General features: G+C 72.8%; 13 protein-coding genes and 1 pseudogene. 6 read left to right on the forward strand and 8 right to left on the reverse strand.

The genetic code is table 11. The features are described 5' to 3' along the window. Positions 1-17: 17 nt before the first annotated feature. The 5 genes from ACQP0N_RS31415 to ACQP0N_RS31435 all read left to right on the forward strand — a co-directional run bounded on the left by ACQP0N_RS31415 (position 18) and on the right by ACQP0N_RS31435 (position 7,639). A complete protein-coding gene (locus ACQP0N_RS31415; RefSeq protein ID WP_433121890.1) occupies positions 18-1,622 on the forward strand; it encodes an acyclic terpene utilization AtuA family protein in 1,605 nt (534 codons plus the stop codon). Beyond that, entirely contained in the window at positions 1,619-2,815 is a 1,197-nt protein-coding gene (locus ACQP0N_RS31420) for an acyl-CoA dehydrogenase family protein (protein WP_433116156.1), read from the forward strand. The genes ACQP0N_RS31415 and ACQP0N_RS31420 overlap by 4 nt, the downstream gene beginning before the upstream one ends. Beyond that, positions 2,812-4,413 (forward strand): acyl-CoA carboxylase subunit beta, encoded by a 1,602-nt coding sequence (locus tag ACQP0N_RS31425; RefSeq protein WP_433116158.1) that lies wholly within the window; start codon positions 2,812-2,814, stop codon positions 4,411-4,413. Before ACQP0N_RS31420 ends, ACQP0N_RS31425 begins: the two co-directional genes overlap by 4 nt. Positions 4,414-4,481: 68 nt before the next feature. Then, positions 4,482-6,476, forward strand: coding sequence for a biotin carboxylase N-terminal domain-containing protein (locus tag ACQP0N_RS31430; RefSeq protein ID WP_433116160.1), 1,995 nt, complete (start codon positions 4,482-4,484; stop codon positions 6,474-6,476). Then, positions 6,476-7,639: an acyl-CoA dehydrogenase family protein gene (locus tag ACQP0N_RS31435; RefSeq protein WP_433116162.1), complete on the forward strand. Its 1,164-nt coding sequence runs from the start codon at positions 6,476-6,478 to the stop codon at positions 7,637-7,639. Before ACQP0N_RS31430 ends, ACQP0N_RS31435 begins: the two co-directional genes overlap by 1 nt. On the opposite strand, the gene ACQP0N_RS31440 is transcribed toward ACQP0N_RS31435, so the two are convergent. Next, positions 7,633-8,796, reverse strand: coding sequence for a hypothetical protein (locus tag ACQP0N_RS31440; protein ID WP_433116163.1), 1,164 nt, complete (start codon positions 8,794-8,796; stop codon positions 7,633-7,635). The two genes, ACQP0N_RS31435 and ACQP0N_RS31440, sit on opposite strands and share 7 nt — an antisense overlap. After that, entirely contained in the window at positions 8,793-9,734 is a 942-nt protein-coding gene (locus ACQP0N_RS31445; RefSeq protein WP_433116165.1) for a transporter substrate-binding domain-containing protein, read from the reverse strand. Before ACQP0N_RS31445 ends, ACQP0N_RS31440 begins: the two co-directional genes overlap by 4 nt. A gap of 169 nt (positions 9,735-9,903) precedes the next feature. On the opposite strand from ACQP0N_RS31445, the gene ACQP0N_RS31450 reads away from it, so the two are divergent. Beyond that, positions 9,904-10,245 (forward strand): hypothetical protein, encoded by a 342-nt coding sequence (locus ACQP0N_RS31450; RefSeq protein WP_433116167.1) that lies wholly within the window; start codon positions 9,904-9,906, stop codon positions 10,243-10,245. On the opposite strand, the gene ACQP0N_RS31455 is transcribed toward ACQP0N_RS31450, so the two are convergent. The 6 genes and pseudogenes from ACQP0N_RS31455 to ACQP0N_RS31480 form a co-directional block, all read right to left on the reverse strand. Beyond that, positions 10,232-11,740 carry a serine/threonine-protein kinase gene (locus tag ACQP0N_RS31455; RefSeq protein ID WP_433116169.1) on the reverse strand — a complete coding sequence of 503 codons (1,509 nt, stop codon included), beginning with the start codon at positions 11,738-11,740 and terminating at the stop codon, positions 10,232-10,234. The genes ACQP0N_RS31450 and ACQP0N_RS31455 overlap by 14 nt on opposite strands. 30 nt (positions 11,741-11,770) lie before the next feature. Continuing rightward, positions 11,771-12,226 (reverse strand): hypothetical protein, encoded by a 456-nt coding sequence (locus ACQP0N_RS31460; RefSeq protein WP_433116171.1) that lies wholly within the window; start codon positions 12,224-12,226, stop codon positions 11,771-11,773. Positions 12,227-12,371: 145 nt separating this feature from the next. After that, a pseudogene (locus ACQP0N_RS31465) lies at positions 12,372-16,005 on the reverse strand (adenylate/guanylate cyclase domain-containing protein). After that, positions 16,002-16,838, reverse strand: a complete 837-nt coding sequence (locus ACQP0N_RS31470; protein WP_433116173.1) for an MBL fold metallo-hydrolase — start codon at positions 16,836-16,838, stop codon at positions 16,002-16,004. The pseudogene ACQP0N_RS31465 and the gene ACQP0N_RS31470 overlap by 4 nt, the downstream one beginning before the upstream one ends. Positions 16,839-16,951: 113 nt before the next feature. Further along, positions 16,952-17,413, reverse strand: a complete 462-nt coding sequence (locus tag ACQP0N_RS31475) for a RidA family protein (RefSeq protein WP_355052533.1) — start codon at positions 17,411-17,413, stop codon at positions 16,952-16,954. Between the two features lie 55 nt (positions 17,414-17,468). Beyond that, on the reverse strand, positions 17,469-17,624 hold the full coding sequence (locus ACQP0N_RS31480) for a DUF4177 domain-containing protein (protein WP_007466198.1): 156 nt from the start codon (positions 17,622-17,624) through the stop codon (positions 17,469-17,471). Positions 17,625-17,631: the final 7 nt, after the last annotated feature.

The raw sequence follows: 17,631 nt of genomic DNA on the forward strand, positions 1-17,631 counted from the left end.
TCACCGCCTGGCGGGAGATGCTCGACGGCGGCGAGCTGGACGTGCTGACCGGTGACTACCTGGCCGAGTTGACCATGCTGATCCTCGGTCGGGACCGGCTTCGCGACCCCGACCTCGGCTACGCGAAGACGTTCCTGCGCCAGGCGGACACGTGCCTCGGCACGGCCCTCGACCGGGGGGTGCGGGTCGTGACCAACGCGGGCGGGTTGAACCCGGTCGGACTGGCCGCCGCCATCGAGGCGCTCGCCGGTCGCCTGGGCCTGGCGGTGCGGGTCGGGTACGTCGAGGGCGACGCCCTCCAACGGGCCGACGCGCTCACCGCGAACGCGTACCTGGGCGCGTTCGGGATCGCCGCCTGCCTCGACGCCGGGGCCGACGTGGTCGTGACGGGTCGGGTCACCGACGCGTCGCTGGTGGTGGGCCCGGCCATCGCACGGTACGGGTGGACTCGTGACGATCTCGACGAGCTGGCCGGGGCCACCGTCGCGGGGCACCTGGTCGAATGCGGCGCACAGGTCACCGGCGGCAACTTCAGCTTCTTCACGGAGCTGCCCGACGGCGGGCACCGGCCCGGCTTCCCGATCGCCGAGGTGCACCCCGACGGTTCCGCCGTACTCACCAAGCATCCGGGCACCGGGGGCGCGGTCACCGTGGAGACCGTCACCGCCCAACTGTTGTACGAGGTCGGCGGGCCGGCGTACCTGGGGCCGGACGTGGTCACCCGGCTGGACACGGTGACACTGCACCCCGACGGACCGGACCGGGTGCGCGTCACCGGCGTGCGGGGCACCCCGCCTCCGCCCACGCTCAAGGTGGGCGTCAACAACCTCGGCGGCTTCCGGAACTCGATGACGTTCGTCCTGTGCGGCCTCGACATCGAGGCGAAGGCGGCCCTCGTCCGCGGGCAGATCGCGGAGGCGGTCGGCAGTGCCGGGCTGGAGTTCACCCTCGCCCGCACGAACCACCCCGACGCCGCCGACACCGAGGCGGCCAGCGCCCTGCTGCACGTACACCTGCGCGACAGTGACCGGACGCGGGCCGGGCGGGCCTTCTCGGCCGCCGCCGTGGAGCTGGCGCTGGCCTCGTACCCGGGTAGCACGCTGACCACCCTGCCGGGCGACGCCACCCCGTACGGCGTCTTCACCGCCGACACCGTGCCGCAGGACGAGGTCGCGCAGGTGGCGGTCCTGCCCGGCGGCGAGCGGGTGTCGATCGCCCCGCCGGCCCGCACGGCCCCGATCGCCCCGGACGAGGCCGCGTCGGGTGGCGACGCGGCGGTCACCGGCCCGACCCGGCGCGGACCGCTCGGTGAGCTGGTCGGCGCGCGCTCGGGCGACAAGGGCGGGGACGCCAACCTCGGCGTCTGGGCGCGCTCCGACGCCGGGTACGCGTGGCTGCGCCCCTGGTTGACCGTCGAGCGGCTGGCCGAGCTGCTGCCGGAGACGGCGGCACTCACCGTCCGGCGCTACGAGCTGCCGAACCTGCGGGCGGTGAACTTCGTGATCGAGGGCCTGCTCGGGGCCGGGGTGGCCGCGTCCACCCGGTTCGACCCGCAGGCCAAGGCGCTCGGTGAGTTGCTCCGCGCGCGGATCGTCGACCTGCCGGCGGAGGTCGCCCGATGAGCATCGTGGACACGCCGGAGCGTCGACAGCTCCGCGAGTTGACCCGGGCGTTCGTGACCCGGGAGGTGCTGCCGCACCTGGACGACTGGGAACGGGCCGGCGAGGTCCCCCGGGCCCTGCACGCCACGGCCGCGAAGCTGGGCCTGCTCGGCATCGGCTTTCCCGAGTCGGTCGGCGGCAGCGGCGGCGACCTGCTCGACTCCATCATCGTGACCGAGGAGCTGATCCGTTCCGGCGGATCGTCCGGCCTGGTCGCGGCCCTGTTCACGCACGGCATCGCGCTGCCGCACATGGTCGCGGCCGCCGGTGCCCGCACCGGCGGATCGCTCGGCGGTCGACTCACCGGCGTCCCGTCCCCGGGTGACGACGGCCTGATCGAACGGTACGTCCGACCCACCCTGGCCGGCACGATGATCGGTGCCCTGGCCATCACCGAGCCGGACGGCGGTTCGGACGTGGCCGGCATCCGCACGACCGCTCGCCGCGACGGCGACCACTACGTGGTGAACGGGTCGAAGACCTACATCACCAGCGGTCACCGGGCCGACTTCGTGACCACGGCGGTGTGCACGGATTTCCCGGGAAGCGGCAACCTGACCCTGCTCGTGATCGACAAGGGTTCGCCCGGGTTCACCGTGGGACGCCGGTTGGAGAAGTTGGGTTGGCACTGCTCGGACACCGCCGAGCTGTCGTTCGTGGACGTACGGGTGCCGGTGACCAACCGGATCGGCGCGGAGAACACCGGCTTCCTGGCGATCATGCAGCACTTCGCGGCCGAGCGGCTCTCGCTGGCCACGCAGGCGTACGCGACCGCGCAACGCTGTGTGGAGCTGGCGGTGCGCTGGTGCCGGGACCGGCAGACCTTCGGGCGTCCGCTGGTCGGCCGGCAGGTGGTGCGGCACCGGCTGGTCGAGATGCACACGCGGGCCGAGGCGGCCCGGTCGTACGTGCACGAGGTGGCCGCCCGGGTAGCTGCGGGCGAGCCGGTGGTGACCGAGGTGGCCATGGCGAAGAACGTGGCCGTGGCCGCCTGCGACCACGTCGTCGACCAGGCCCTGCAACTGCACGGTGGCTTCGGCTACCTGCGCGACGCCGAGGTGGAACGGCACTACCGCGACGCGCGGATCCTCGGCATCGGCGGCGGCACCACCGAGATCATGAACGAGATCATCGCGAAGGGCATGGGCCTATGACCACCCTGGACAGCACGGTCGAGCTGTCCGCGCCGGCGTACGCGGCCAACCGGGCGGCGTTGCTGGAGCGACTGGCCGAGTTGGACGCCGCGCTCGACCAGGCACGCGCGGGCGGCGGTGCGAAGTACGTGTCGCGGCACCACGCACGCGGCAAGCTGCTGCCCCGGGAGCGGATCGAGTTGCTGGTCGACGCCGACAGCCCGTTCCTCGAACTGTCACCGGTCGCCGCGTACGGCACGGACTTCCCGGTGGGAGCCAGCGTGGTCACCGGCATCGGGGTCGTCGAGGGCGTGGAGTGCCTGATCGTCGCCAACGACCCGACGGTACGCGGCGGCGCGGTCAATCCATGGTCCCTCGCCAAGACCCGGCGGGCCGGTGAGATCGCCCTGGCCAACCGGCTGCCCATGGTCAACCTGGTCGAGTCGGCCGGGGCGGACCTGCCCACCCAGGCGGAGATCTTCATCCCCGGCGGTCGCGTGTTCCGTGACCTGACCCGCCTCTCGGCGGCCGGCATCCCCACGGTCAGCGTGGTCTTCGGCAACGCGACGGCCGGCGGCGCGTACGTGCCGGGGATGTCCGATCACGTGATCATGATTCGGGACAAGTCGCAGGTCTACCTCGCCGGGCCGCCGCTGGTGAAGATGGCTACCGGCGAGGTCACCGACGACGAGTCGCTGGGCGGTGCGGCGATGCACGCCGGCATGTCCGGGTTGGCCGACCACCTGGCCGAGGACGAGCGGGACGGCATCCGCCTGGCCCGTCAGTGCGTACGCCGGCTGAACTGGCGCAAGCGGGGTCCCGCACCACGTACGGCGGTGCCGCAGCCGCCGAAGTACGACCCGGAGGAGCTGCTGGGCATCGTCAGCTCCGATCTGAAGGTGCCGTTCGACCCGCGTGAGGTGCTGGCCCGCATCCTGGACGGCAGTGACTTCGACGAGTTCAAGCCGGCGTACGGGGACTCTCTGGTCACCGGCTGGGGCGAGCTGCACGGTTATCCGGTGGGCGTGCTGGCCAACGCGCGAGGGGTGCTGTTCAGCGCTGAGGCGCAGAAGGCGGCCCAGTTCATCCAGCTCGCCAACGCCTCCGACACCCCGTTGATCTTCCTACAGAACACCACCGGCTACATGGTCGGCACCGAGTACGAGCAGCGCGGCATCATCAAGCACGGCGCATTGATGATCAATGCCGTGTCCAACTCGACAGTGCCGCACCTCACGGTGAACCTCGGGGCCTCGTACGGGGCCGGCAACTACGGCATGTGCGGTCGGGCGTACGAGCCCAGGTTCCTGTTCACCTGGCCGAACGCCAAGTCGGCCGTGATGGGACCGGCACAGCTCGCCGGCGTGCTGTCGATCGTGGCCCGGCAGGCGGCCGCGGCCCGTGGACGTGACTACGACGAGGAGTCCGACGCGGCGATGCGGATGATGGTCGAGCAGCAGATCGAGTCGCAGTCGGGCGCGCTGTTCCTCTCCGGCCGGCTCTACGACGACGGGGTGATCGACCCTCGGGACACGCGTACCGTCCTCGGCCTCTGTCTGTCGGCGATCCACAACGGACCGGTGCAGGGCGCCGACGGCTTCGGCGTCTTCCGGCATTGACCCGTGAGCGCGAGGAACGCAGCGAAGCGGAGTCCCGCAGTCGCGAACGAAAGGCAGGCTCAGCGCTGATGATCACCAGACTGCTCGTGGCCAACCGGGGCGAGATCGCCCGCCGGGTCTTCGCCACCTGCCGGGCGATGGGCGTGCAGACCGTCGCCGTGCACTCGGACGCGGACGCCGACGCGCCCTTCGTCGCCGAGGCCGACCGGGCGGTCCGGCTGCCGGGCGTCACGCCGGCCGAGACGTACCTGCGGGTGGATCTCATCCTGGACGCGGCCCGGCGCAGCGGCGCGGACGCCGTCCACCCGGGTTACGGGTTCCTCGCCGAGAACGCCGAGTTCGCGGCGGCGGTAACCGACGCGGGCCTGACCTGGGTCGGCCCGCCGGCCAAGGTCATCGCCGCGATGGGTGACAAGCTGGCGGCGAAGGCGCTGCTCGCCGAGGCGGGCGTGCCGATGCTGCCGAGCTGGACCGACGCCGACCAGGTCACCGGCTTCCCGGTGCTGGTGAAGGCGTCCGCCGGTGGCGGTGGCCGGGGCATGCGGATCGTCCGGGACGCCGCCGAGCTCGCCGAGGCCGTCGCCTCCGCGCGCCGCGAGGCGGCTTCGGCGTTCGGTGACGGCACGGTCTTCATCGAGCGGTACGTCGAGCGCGGCCGGCACGTCGAGGTGCAGATCCTCGGCGACACCCACGGGACCGTGCAGGTGCTCGGCGTCCGGGAGTGCTCGATCCAGCGCCGGCACCAGAAGATCATCGAAGAGGCGCCCGGTCTCGTGCCAGCCGAGGTGCGGGAGCGTCTGCACGAGGCCGCCGAGACCGCCGGGCGGGCTGTCGACTACGTGGGCGCGGGCACTGTCGAGTTCCTGCTGACGCCCGACGGGGCGTTCCACTTCCTCGAGATGAACACCCGACTCCAGGTGGAGCATCCGGTCACCGAACTGACCACTCCGGATGGGCTGGACCTGGTCCGGATGCAGGTGCTGGTGGCCGAGGGTGAGCCGCTGCCCGCGCGTCAGCACCGTGCCGCCACGTGTGGCCACGCGATCGAGGTGCGGCTCTGCGCCGAGGAGCCGGCGCGGGGTTGGCGGCCCGCCACCGGCACCCTGCACCGCTTTCACGTGCCGGGCGTGAACCGGGAGTTCGGCGGGATCCAGCCGGCGGGCCTGCGACTCGACTCCGGCGTGCTGGCCGGCTCGGTGGTGGGCGTGCACTACGACTCGCTGCTGGCCAAGGTGGTCGCCGTGGCCCCGACCCGGTCCGAGGCCATCCGCGCGCTCGCGGGCGCGCTGGCGCGGGCCGAGATCCACGGCGTCGCCACCAACCGGGATCTGCTGGTCCGGGTACTGCGCAGCCCGGAGTTCGCGGCCGGCGAGATCGACACCGGCTTCCTGGACCGGCACCCGGAGGTATTCGCGCCGCTGCTCCCCGCCGACCAGCTCCCGGTCACCGCGCTCGCCGCCGCGTTGGCCAACGCCGCACACCGCCGATCGACCGCGCCGGTGCTCGCCGGTCTCCCCTCCGGCTGGCGCAACGTGCCGGCCGTCGGACAGGTCACCCGGTTCACCGGTCCGGACGGCGAGATCGAGGTCCGCTACCGGCTGAACCGCACCGGCGGCCTGGTCGAGTGGTCCGCCGAACGCGACACCGACGAGCGCGCCGCCGGCCCGTCCACCGTCGAGCTGGTCGAGGCCACCGGAGACCGCGTGGTCCTCGACGTCGACGGGGTGCGGCGGTCGTACCGCGTACACCGGGTGGGGTCGGAGATCTTCGTGGACGGCCCGGACGGGGCGGCGAGCCTGGCCGAGCTGCCGCGTCTGCCACTGCCGACCGCGGAGCTGGCCGCCGGGTCGCTGCTCGCGCCACTGCCCGGCGCGGTGACCCGGGTGCACGTCGAGGTCGGCCAGCGCGTCGCGGCCGGCGACCTTCTGCTGACCCTCGAAGCGATGAAGCTGGAACATCCCGTGCTCGCCCCGACCGACGGCGTGGTCGCCGAGCTGCCGGTGTCCGCCGGCGGTCAGGTACGCACGGGCGCCGTGCTGGCCGTTATCGGAAAGGACCACTGATGACCTTCGACCTCACTTCCGAACAGGACCAGTTGCGCGACGCGGTACGGGCGCTCGGCCGCCGGTACGGGCACGGCTACTTCGTCGAGAAGGCGAAGGCCGGCGAGCACACCACCGAGCTGTGGGCCGAGGCGGGCCGGCTCGGCTACCTGGGGGTCAACATCCCCACCGAGTACGGCGGTGGGGGCGGCGGCATCACCGAGCTGGCCATCGTCTGCGAGGAGTTGGCGGCGGCCGGCTGCCCGCTGCTGCTGTTGGTGGTGTCCCCCGCCATCGCGGCCACCGTGATCGCCCGACATGGCACCGAGGATCAACGCAAACGGCACCTTCCCGGTCTCGCCGACGGCTCGGCGAAGATCGTCTTCGCGATCACCGAGCCGGAGGCCGGATCCAACTTCCACCGCCTCGGCACGGTGGCCCGCCGCGACGGCGACGACTGGGTGCTCAACGGCCGCAAGTGCTACATCTCCGGGGTCGACGAGGCGGGTCACGTGCTCGTCGTCGCGAGGACGGAGGACTCCTCCACCGGAAAGCTCAAGCCCGCGCTCTTCATCGTGCCGACCGACGCGGCCGGGCTGACCCGGTCCAAGCTGGACATGGAGATCGTGTCTCCGGAGAACCAGTTCCTGCTCTACCTGGACGACGTGCGGGTGCCCGCCGAAGCGCTGGTCGGCGAGTCCCTCGACGCCGGGCTGCCGGCCCTGTTCAGTGGGCTCAACCCCGAGCGGATCACGGTGGCCGCGATGGGTGCCGGCACCGGCCGGTACGCCATCGAGCGCGCCAGCGAGTACACCGCCACCCGCAAGGTCTGGGGTGGCCGGAGCATCGGCTCCCACCAGGGGGTGTCGCATCCGCTGGCACACGCGGCCGTGCAGGTCGAGCTGGCCCGTCTGATGATCCAGAAGGCGGCCACGCTGTACGACGCCGGCCGTGACCTGGAGACCGGGGTGGCCGGCAACATGGCCAAGTACGCGGCCGGCGAGGCCGCCGCGCTCGCCGTGGACACCGCCGTGCAGGCCCTCGGCGGGGCCGGCATGACGACCGAGTACGGGGTGGCGACGCTGTTGGGCGCGGTGCGGGCGGGCCGGATAGCCCCGGTCAGCCGGGAGATGATCCTCAACTTCGTCGCCCAGCACGTCCTGGGTCAGGAGAAGTCCTACTGAGGCGAGGTGGTCAGGCCGGGGGCGCGGCAGGCGGCGTCGATACGGTGCACCGGGCGGACGCGGCGGCCCAGCCCCTCCAGCAGCGAGTCCTCGACGTGGAAGTCGTGGATGCGCAGCCGGTGCCGGGGCAACTCCTCCTCGCTCGGGCAGAGCACCTGCGCCCGGACGAGGCCGACGGGCACGTACCGGACCCCACCCCGTTCCTGCAGGATCACCATGTTGACGTCGTCGGTGGTCACCACGTGCCCTCGTACGTCCTCGGTCGGGCCGTTCTCGGCGCCCACGGTGGTGACGGTGAGCGGCAGGACCGGTGTGCTGATCACCGGCAGCGCGGCCCAGAGCAGCATGGCCAGCACCGCCACCTCGGTCACCGACGCCAGCGGACGGATGACCACGCCGGGCAGCGGCCCGGCGATGAACAGCGCCAGCACCGGCGGGACCGTCAGCAGCGCCAGCACCAGCAGGTCACCCTCCGCGCCGGCGGCGCGCAGGGTGGGCACCATCAGCCACCCGTACCCGGCGAACAACGCGATGATCGCCAGGAACCGGGGTACGACCCATTCGTGCAACCGCTCCGGCCGGAGCTGGAACGCGGCCGCGAACGCCGGCAGCAGCAGCGGCAGGTAGAGCAGCGGCCAGGTGAGCAGGGCGAGCAGAAAGCTGGCCAGCACGAACCAGGCCGGGGTGAGGTCCGCCCAGCGGGCGAAGAGTGGACGACGTCGGGTGCCGGGTGGCAGGCGCTCCACGCTCACCGCCAGCACCGCGCCGAGCGCGAAGACGGCGACCAGCCCGGTCGAGAGCAGTCGGGCCGCGGTGGTGAGGAAACCCGCGAGCAGGTTGACCGTCCCGACGTTGGCGACCAGCAACAGGGTGGTCTGCAGCTCGCCGCCCGCCTCCACGCCGAGCCGGAGCACCGAGAAGATCGCCGGCACGCCCACGACCGCGGTCCAGAACGACTGGCTGGCCCGCGCCCGCCGTTCCGCCGGGTCCCACCGCACCGGCACGGCGTCGGCGACCCGGTCCGTGTCGGCGGTGGGTTCGGCGCGCGGCCCCTCGTCGGCGTCCGGATCCACGTGGTCGGTCGGTACGGACGCGCGTGGCGTCGGCACTGGGACGTCGGCGTCCGCGTCACCGGTCGCGGTCCTTGCCGCGCTCAACGCCGGGGCGCCTTGTCGTCGAAGTCGACAAGCTTCGGCACCTCCAGCGGCTGCGGCTGGCTCCTCTCGACCCGCAACCACGGGCCCAGGGTCCGGTTGTACGCCGTCTGCCACGGACTGGCCTGCCCGTCGCGCCCCTGCAGGTAGCTCTTGTGCAGGAAGAACGCGACCAGGTCACGCAGCGCCGGGTCGCCGATCGGCACACCGATGCCCAGCAGCTCGCTCGTACCGAAGGGCAGGTCGACGATCTCGAACTCCTTGGGGTACGTGGCGAGGAAGCCCGCGAGGATCGTCTCGTCCGAGCTGACCGCGTCGTACCGGCCGGCCCGGATGCCGTCCACGCAGTCCCAGACGTCCTTCACCACCAACGCCTTGACCTGGCGCTTCTCCAGCTCGGTCTCGGTGGTGGAGCCGCCGCTGGTGCAGATCTTGTACTTCGGGTTCCGCAGGTCCTCGATCGTGCGGATCTCGTCCTTGAGCCGGACCGGCACCAGCACCTCCTGGGTGGTGACGAAGTACGGCCCGGCGAAGCTGACCACCTTCTTGCGCTCCTCCGTCATCGAGAAGCTGGACACCACCAGGTCGACCGTGCCGCCCTGCAGGTACGGAATCCGATCCTCGGTGGCCACCGACACGAACTCCAACTGCTGTTCGCCCTGGTAGCCGAGGGAGGTGGCGATGTACCGGCCGATCTCGACGTCGAAGCCGACGTGCTGGCCGTTGCGGAGGTCGCCCATCAGCGGCTCGTTGGTGGCGACGCCGATGCGCAGCTTGGACTGGCCGTAGATGTGCGACTCGCGCATCTTCTCCTGCACGGACGGCAGGTCCGGCTCCTTGCGGCTGTCGCATCCGGCAGCGGCGGCCAGGGTGAGGGTCAGGGCGACCGCCAGCGTCGTCGCGACCGAGCGGAGCCGGGACCGGGGCATGCGTACGTTCATGGGCGACCTCGCTGACGGACCAGCCTGCGGAACACCGAGAGTAGCGAGACGGGTCCACTAAGTGTTCACGCCGATTGGCTACGTCGAGTCGTCCGTTCGATCGACGCCGATCGGCGTGGCGGATCGCCTCAGCGGTTGACAGCGAGCCGGGTCACGACATGCTGGAAGGGTGAATCGACTCTCCAGGATCGATGCGCGGATGGTGGCGGCGGTCACGGCGCCGGGTGCCCTCGCGCTGCTGATCCTGCTGGTCGTCCTGCGCCGGCAGGACCTCGTCGGGGTCGCTCTCGCGCTGTTGTGCGTGCTGTTGGCGACGGTTGCCACGGTCGCCGTGTCGGCCGCCCGCCAGCGTGACGAACGGGAGCCCGCGGAGCAGCCGCACCCCGCCGCCCCACCGGATCTGATGCCGTACGGCATCGACGCGGACACCCTCGACGCCCTGGACAGCCGGGACGCGTTGCGGGCGGTGCGGGAACGGGGACGGGCGCGGGGCGGGTTCAGCGACCGGTGAGAGTGGGGGCGGTGAGCGCGTCGACGCCCCGGCCGGCCAGGCAGCGGTAGACCCGGTCGACGTTGCCGTCCACGGGCGGCAACACCTCCAGGTGCCAGCCGGCCGGCTCGGTGATCTCGGTGGTGAGCCGGAACGTCGTGGCGCTGCACACCTGTCGTACCTGCTCGGCGGCGACCACCGCGTCGTGGTCCGCGCCCACCAGCGGCACCGGCAGGATGCCCTCGGCGTACGCCTCCCAGGTGTGCCGGCCGTCGCAGGGGACCCGCGCCGCCTCCGCGTGTTCGCCGCGGATGCGCACCGGGCCGAAGCACTCCAGTTCGGGCAGACAGCGGGCGCCACTGGGCAGTGCGGTCGGCACGCCGGCACAACCGGGCAGTGGTCCGGTCGCCGGGGCCGCGACCCGGGTCACCGAGGGAGACGGGCTGGGCGACCCGTCACTGCTGGCGACCCAGGCGCCGGTGGTGGCCGAGGCGGCGAGCGCCAGCACGCCGGCGCCTCCGAGGAACCAGCGTCGCCGCCAGCGCCGGCCGCCGGTTACGCCGGGGCGGGTCTCCTCGACCGGTGGACGGGGACCGGGGTGGCCCGTGCCGTACAGGCCGGACCTCGGCGAGCCACCGCCGATCGAGGCACCGCCGCTGATGGGGGCGCCACTCACCGGGGCGGCCGGCCCGCCGAACGGCAGGGTGGCGAGCAGGTCGTGCAGTTCGAGGGCGGACGGTCGCTCGCCCGGATCGTTGGCCATGCCGAGCCGCAGCACGTCGATCAGCTCGTCCGGCACGCCGGGCAGGGCGGGGATCGGCTGGTTGAACATCTCCAGCACGGTCACCAGACTTGGGTTGCGCTCGGACTGCCAGCGCGGCGGTCGGCCGTGCATCACGGCGTAGAGGGTGGCGCAGAGCGCGTACACGTCGACGGCCGGCGATGGCGGGCTGTGGCTGAACATCTCCGGTGGCGCGTACGCCGGGGTGAGCACCTCCAGGGTGACCGAGGCGTCCCGGGCCTCGGCCAGTACGGCCAGCCCGAAGTCGGCAAGCACCGCCGAGTTGAAGTGCGAGTAGAGGATGTTCGCGGGCTTGACGTCCCGGTGCAGCACCCCGGCGCCGTGCGAGTGGGCCAACGCGTCGGCGATCTTGATGCCGAGGTCGCGGGCCTCCACCGGGCCGAGCGGCGAGGTGCGCATCCGCTCGGCGTACGACCCGTCGCAGAGTTCCATGATCAGGTACGGGTGCTGGTCGACGGTGACGCCGACGTCGAAGAGGTCCACGACGTGCGGGTGCGACGACATCCGTCCGGCCGCCCGCGCCTCGCGCAGGAAACGGGCCTGGTCGCGTTCGCTGTCCAGCGTGCGATTCTCGACCTTGACGGCGACCTCGCGGTCGACGGAGATCTGGGTGGCCTGGTAGACAGTGGCGTAACCACCTCGGGCAAAGACCCGCAAATCAGTCAGACCGGGCACGATCGGCACCGGCAGGCCGCCGGTCGGGGTGTCGGTCACCGCTCGAAAATACCCAACCCTGCCGGTGGCTCAGCGCGCCGCGTCCGCCGAAGCGGCCGGCGCTGGAGCGGCAGAGGCGGGCGGCGTGCCCCGGCGAGCGTCCACCCGCAGGCCGACCGCGGTGGCGACCGCACCGAGCCCTTCCCACGCGGCCACGCCGAAGAACCTGTCGGGAGCGATGTCGGCCAGCACGGCGATGGTGAACACGGTGAAGGTGACCAACCGGAACACCACCGTGAACCGGTAGAACGACCGCCACTCGGTGACCGTCGCGAGCAGGTAGTAGACGCCCATGTTGAACGAGGCCATCGAGGACGCCAGCAGGAAGGTGCCGGTGTAGTCGCCGGCGGAACGGGTCGCCGGCACCTCGAACCCGAGCATGCGCAGCTGCGCCTCCGGCCAGAGCAGTCCGACGGCGCCCATCACGAGCGCCAGGACGCCGAAGACCGCGATGGTCCAGCCGGCGACGGAACGCGGCAGCTTCATGGTGGGCCTCCCCCAGGCACGGCGACGGTCACCACTGTGGAGCACCGCGCGGTGGTGACACGCTAGCCGCTCCCCGGGACAACCACATCCCCAGAACCGCCAAAACCCACCGAACCCCACCCGCCCTCGGGCGACGATCATGAAGTTATCGCGTCGACACACCGGTGTCGCTGGCAACAACTTCATGATCACCGGGCGGGGGGTTCGTGGGGGTCAGGCGTTCCTGGAGGGCTTTGGCCGCCCGTCGTTCGCTGCGCTGTTCCGTCGCGTACGCCAGGCGGACCGCCTCGTCGGCGCAGGACCGGGCCTCCTCCGGGTGACCGCAGGCCGCCAACGCCTCGGCGAGCACGCTCGCCGCGATCACCTGACTGCGTACGTCCTCGGCTGGTGCGGCGACCGCCCGTCGGGCCCAGTCCAGCGCCTGCTCCCGCTGACCGTGGGCGAGCAGCGCCGACGCGTACCGGGCCATGGTCTGGCGGCGGGACAGGAGCAGGGAGGGCGTGGTGGCGGCGGCGGTCGCCACGGGGCGAGCAGCCCGACCGCGGTCGCCGGATCGCCGGCCGCCAGTCGGGCGGTGGCCAGCAGCACCCGGGGCGCGACCTGCGCCGGCGCCTGCGGGTTGTGCGGCTCGACGGCCGTCAACACCGCCCGGGCGGCCTGCTCGGCGGTCTCGTGGTCGCCCATGTCCAGCGCCACGGAGCCGCGCAGCGTGCCGGCCATTCCGGTGAGCAGCGGGTGGGAGGTCTGTTCGGCGTACACCAGGGCGTCGCTGAGCAGGTCGGCCGCGTGTTCCGGCTCGCCCAGCCCACGCGCCACGACGGCCCGGACCACCAGCGCGAACCCGCGCCCCCAGTCGTCGGAGGCGGCCGCGAACTCGCGGTACGCGCGGCGGGCCTCCCGGTCCGCCTCGGCCAGGTCGCCCAGCTCCGCGGTGGCGAACGCGGCGACCGCGCGCAGCGTACCCACCGCCCACGCCTCGCCCACCCGTTCGCCGAAGGGCAGGAAGACCTGCGCCAGGCGGCACGCCTCCCGCAGCCGACCGGCGAGCAGCCGGGCGAAGGCGGTGGTGCCCCGCAGCCACGCCCGACCGTACGGGTCCTTCAGCTCGGCGAAGAGCCGTGCGGCCCGACCGAGCACGGCGTCGGTGCCGGCGAAGTCACCCCGGGTGGTGGTCACCCACGCCAGGTTCTGTAGCGACCAGGCCTGCCCTCGTCGATCCTGTGCGGCGAGGCTGACCTGGTACGCGGCGGCCAGCCGGCTGCTCGCCTGGCTCAGCCGACCGGCCACGAAGTCGCCCATGCCGAGCCGGCGCATGGCGGACGCGCGCAGCGTGGGCAACCCTTCGGCGGTGGCCACCTGCAACGCCTCCTGCCAGGCGGCCTCCGCCCGGCCCTGCTCACCGAGGGTCTGCTGGGCCTGCCCGGCGAGCAGCAGAGCACTGGCCCGGGTGGCGTCGTCCCCCGCGTTCGCGGCGATCTTCTCGGCGAAGGCGAGCGCGTCCACCACCCGACCGATCTGCAACAGCGCGCGGGCGTGCACCACCCGGTCGGTCGCCGGCACCCCGTCGCGGGCCAGCTCGCTGGCGCGTTCGGCGTACTCGACGGCGAGGGCGGGCTCCCCGGCGGACAGCGAGCGGCGGGCGGCCCGGCCGAGTGCGGCGATCCCGAGCGGGACCACGGCGCGGGCCGGCGCGTCCGGTCGCAGTTTCACCGCGTCGGCGAGCGTGGCCGCCCGCTGCACGTGTGCGGCGACGAAGTCGTCGCGGGCCTCCTCCGAGAAGCCGCCCGCGGTGACACCCTCGGCCGGCGCGGCCCAGCGGGCCAACGCGGCGTGCCGCTCGGCCAACTCCGCCTTGCTCACCCCGGCGTACGCGGCCTCCCGCATGAGCGGGGTGGCGAACGCGTACCCGGAGCGGGTGCGGTGCAGCATGCGGCGTTGCAGCAGCTCCTCGACGGCCCGGTCGAACTCGACGGCGACCACCGCCGACGGTCTGCCGTCCCGGCCGGCCCGCTGCTCGCGGAGAGCTTCCAACGCACCGGTCGGCACGGTGTCGCCGACGACGGCGGCGTCGCGCAGCACGGAACGGGCGTCCGGGGGCAGCGCGTCGATCCGGGCGGCGAGGACGGCCGCGAGGTCGCGGGAGAGCAGCCGGCTGCCCAGCGAGCCGGGTACCAACCGCCAGCCGGACGAGTCCTGGTCCCGCGTGTTGGCGGCGGTGGTCAGCGCGCCGCGCTCGATCAGCAGGGTGACCAACTCGGCCAGGTAGAACGGGTTGCCCTGGGCGGTGGCGAGCAGCCGGTCGGCGTCGGCCGGCGGCAACTTCCCGCCGCCGAGATAACTGGTGAGCAGGCGGGCCGCGTCGGCGCCCCGCAGCGGCGGCAGGGAGTGCACCTCGGCGTCCGCGACACGGGTCAACGCACCGGCGGTACGGACCAGCTCGGGGCGGCCGAGCAGCAGGACGAGCACCGGACCGGTGAGTCGGGAGAGGGTCGACCCGAGGGCGCTGATGGTCTCGGCGGTCGCGTCGTGCAGGTCGTCCACCACGATCACCAGCGGCGCTTCCGAGGCGAGCCCACTGAGCAGGTCGGCCACGGCGTTCGGCACCGCCTCGGCGTCGGCGGCCGCCGCACCCGCGGCGCCCCACTCGCCGTTGTCGGTGCCGGCGTGCGCGGGCAGTTCGGCGTAGCCGAGCAGGGCGAGCAGTTGGTCGTTGGCGATCGGAGCCGTCTCACCCGAGCGGGCGAGACGCTGGCCGAGGCGGCGTAGCCGCTCCTCCACGGCCGGCCGGGTCAGCGCGGTGGCCGCGTCGCTGGGGAGACCGACGGCGGCCCGGACCAGGTCGGCCAGGGCGCGAGCCGACGCCGCTCGCCGAAGGCGGCACAGCGCACCGACAGCACCCGAGCGCCGGTGTGCGCCGCGTACCGGCCGGCGCCCACGTCGTACCCGGCCGCGAGGCGCTCCACCTCGGCGGCGAACCGGGACTTGCCGATGCCCGCCTCGGCGGTCATCAGCAGCACCCGCGGATCACCCTGGTCGATCACCTCGGCGAGTCGGCCGGCGACCCGCCCGATCTCGGTCTCCCGGCCCACGTATGGTGCCTCGTCGCCGAGACCCGAGCGGGTGCCCGGCGCGTCCAACAGGCCCAGCAGCTCGTACGCCTCGACCGGTTCCCGCTTGCCCTTGAGCCGCAGCGGGCGCAGCGCCCGCCAGGAGGCGACGTGCCGGGTGGCGGCGGCGGTGCGCCCGCCGGCGTAGACCGCGCCGACGGCGGCGGCGTCGGCCAGCCGGGCGGCGGTGTTCACCGTGTCGCCGATGACCGTGTACTCGATGGCCGCCTGGATGCCCGCGATGACGTCGCCCGTGTTCAGGCCGACGCGCAGACCGAGCGGCGCGCCGCCGCCCCGCTCGTCGTCGAGCACCCGGCGCACCGCCCGCTGCATCGACAGGGCGGCCCGGACGGCCCGCTCGGCGTCGTCCTCGTGCGCCACCGGGGCCCCGAAGACCGCCATGATCCCGTCGCCGGTCAGCTTGTCGACGTGCCCGCCGAAGGTCTTGACGGCACCGGCCAGCGCGGCGAGCACGCGGTCGGTGACCGCGCCGACGCGTTCCGGGTCGAGGTCCTCCGACCAGGAGGTGAATTCGGAGAGGTCACCGAAGAGAACGGTGACGACCCGGCGCTCGGCCGCCGGCAACGTGGCGGCCGCCGGTAGCGCGGCGCCGCAGTTGTGGCAGAACCGTGCGCCGGGGACGGCTACGGTTCCGCACACCGGGCAGGTCACGTGTGCTCCAACCCACTGACCCCCGGCGCGGATTCCCCGCTGTCGACGCCCAGATACTCCAGCTGGGCACGGACCGACCATTCCGCCGCCCACCAGAGCGAGCGGTCCACGTCCGCGTAGACCGCCGCGACCACGTCGGCGGGCGTCCGAGCGCCGGCGTCGACCGCCGACCGGACCTGATCGAGCCGGGCCCGCCGGTGGGCGAGGTAGAACTCGGCGGCGGCGGCGCAGTCGGCCAGCGCCGGGCCGTGGCCCGGCAGCGCCGCGATCCCGGTGTACGCGGAAAGCAGCTCGAGGCTGCCCAGGTAGTCGCCGAGGTTCCCGTCCGGGTGGGCCACCACGGTGGTACCGCGGCCCAGGATGGTGTCACCGGTGAGCACCACCCGCTCGTCGCCGCACTCAACCAGGAAGCAGACCGAGTCGGCGGTGTGGCCGGGGGTGTTCAGCAGGTGGATCTCCAGCCCGAAGCCGCCGAGGTGCTCGCCCGGCTCGGTCAGCGGCTCGCCGCCGATCGTGTGCGCCGGGTCGGCGGCCAGGACGTGCACGCCGCCGAGCAGCTTGCTCAGCCGGACGGAGCCCTCGGTGTGGTCGGGGTGGCCGTGGGTGATCAGGACCAGCCCGATCGGGCCGTGCTCGGCGATCCGGGTCAGGTGCCCCTCGTCGGCCGGCCCCGGATCGATCACCACTGCCGGCTCATCCGGAGCCGCGCGCAGCACCCAGGTGTTGGTCCCGTCGAGGGTCATCGGCCCCGGATTGGGCGCGCGCAGCAGCGAAACCCACGCCGGCAGCTCGCCAGCCAATGCCGCCACGGCCCCCGTCACGTGCCCGCTCATGGCTGCGATCGTACGACCCCGCCCGACACTCCCCGCGATCTTGCACTTCCTGCTGCTAATTCATGCCTGTTCACGGCATTCGTCGGGACAGGAAGTGCAAGATCGCGGTGGGGTCAGGCGACTTCGACGATCAGTTCGATCTCCACCGGGGCGTCCAGGGGGAGTTCGGCCACGCCCACCGCGCTTCGCGCGTGACGGCCGGCCTCGCCGAAGACGGTGCCGAACAGGTCGGAGGCACCGTTGATGACAGCGGGCTGGCCGATGAACCCGGGGGCCGAGGCCACGAAGCCGGTCACCTTGACCACCTTGACCACGTTCTCCAGGCCGACCAGCGAGTCGACCGCCGCCAGCGCGTTGAGCGCGCACCGCTGGGCGAGATCCTTGGCCTGCTCGGCGGAGATCCCCGCGCCGACCTTGCCGGTCGCCAGGAGCTTGCCCTCGGCGATGGGCAACTGGCCCGAGACGTACACGTGCTGCCCGGACTGCACGGCCGGCACGTAGCTGGCCACCGGCGGCACCACGTCGGGCAGTTCGAGACCCAGCTCGGCGAGCTTCGCGTGGGGACCGTTGCTCATCGCGTCACCTCGTCGTTCGCGATCGCGCAGCGTCGCCACGCCGGAGTACCGGCGCTCACGCCTTGGGCCGCTTCAGGTACGCCACGAGCTGGTCCGGGTTCGGGCCGGGGACCACGGCGACGAGTTCCCACCCGTCCTCACCCCAGTTGTCGAGGATCTGCTTGGTCGCGTGGACCAGCAGAGGGACCGTGGAGTATTCCCACTTCTGCATCGCTGGA

The sequence above is a fragment of the Micromonospora sp. CA-246542 genome, from assembly GCF_050942905.1.
Taxonomy (GTDB): Bacteria; Actinomycetota; Actinomycetes; order Mycobacteriales; family Micromonosporaceae; genus Micromonospora.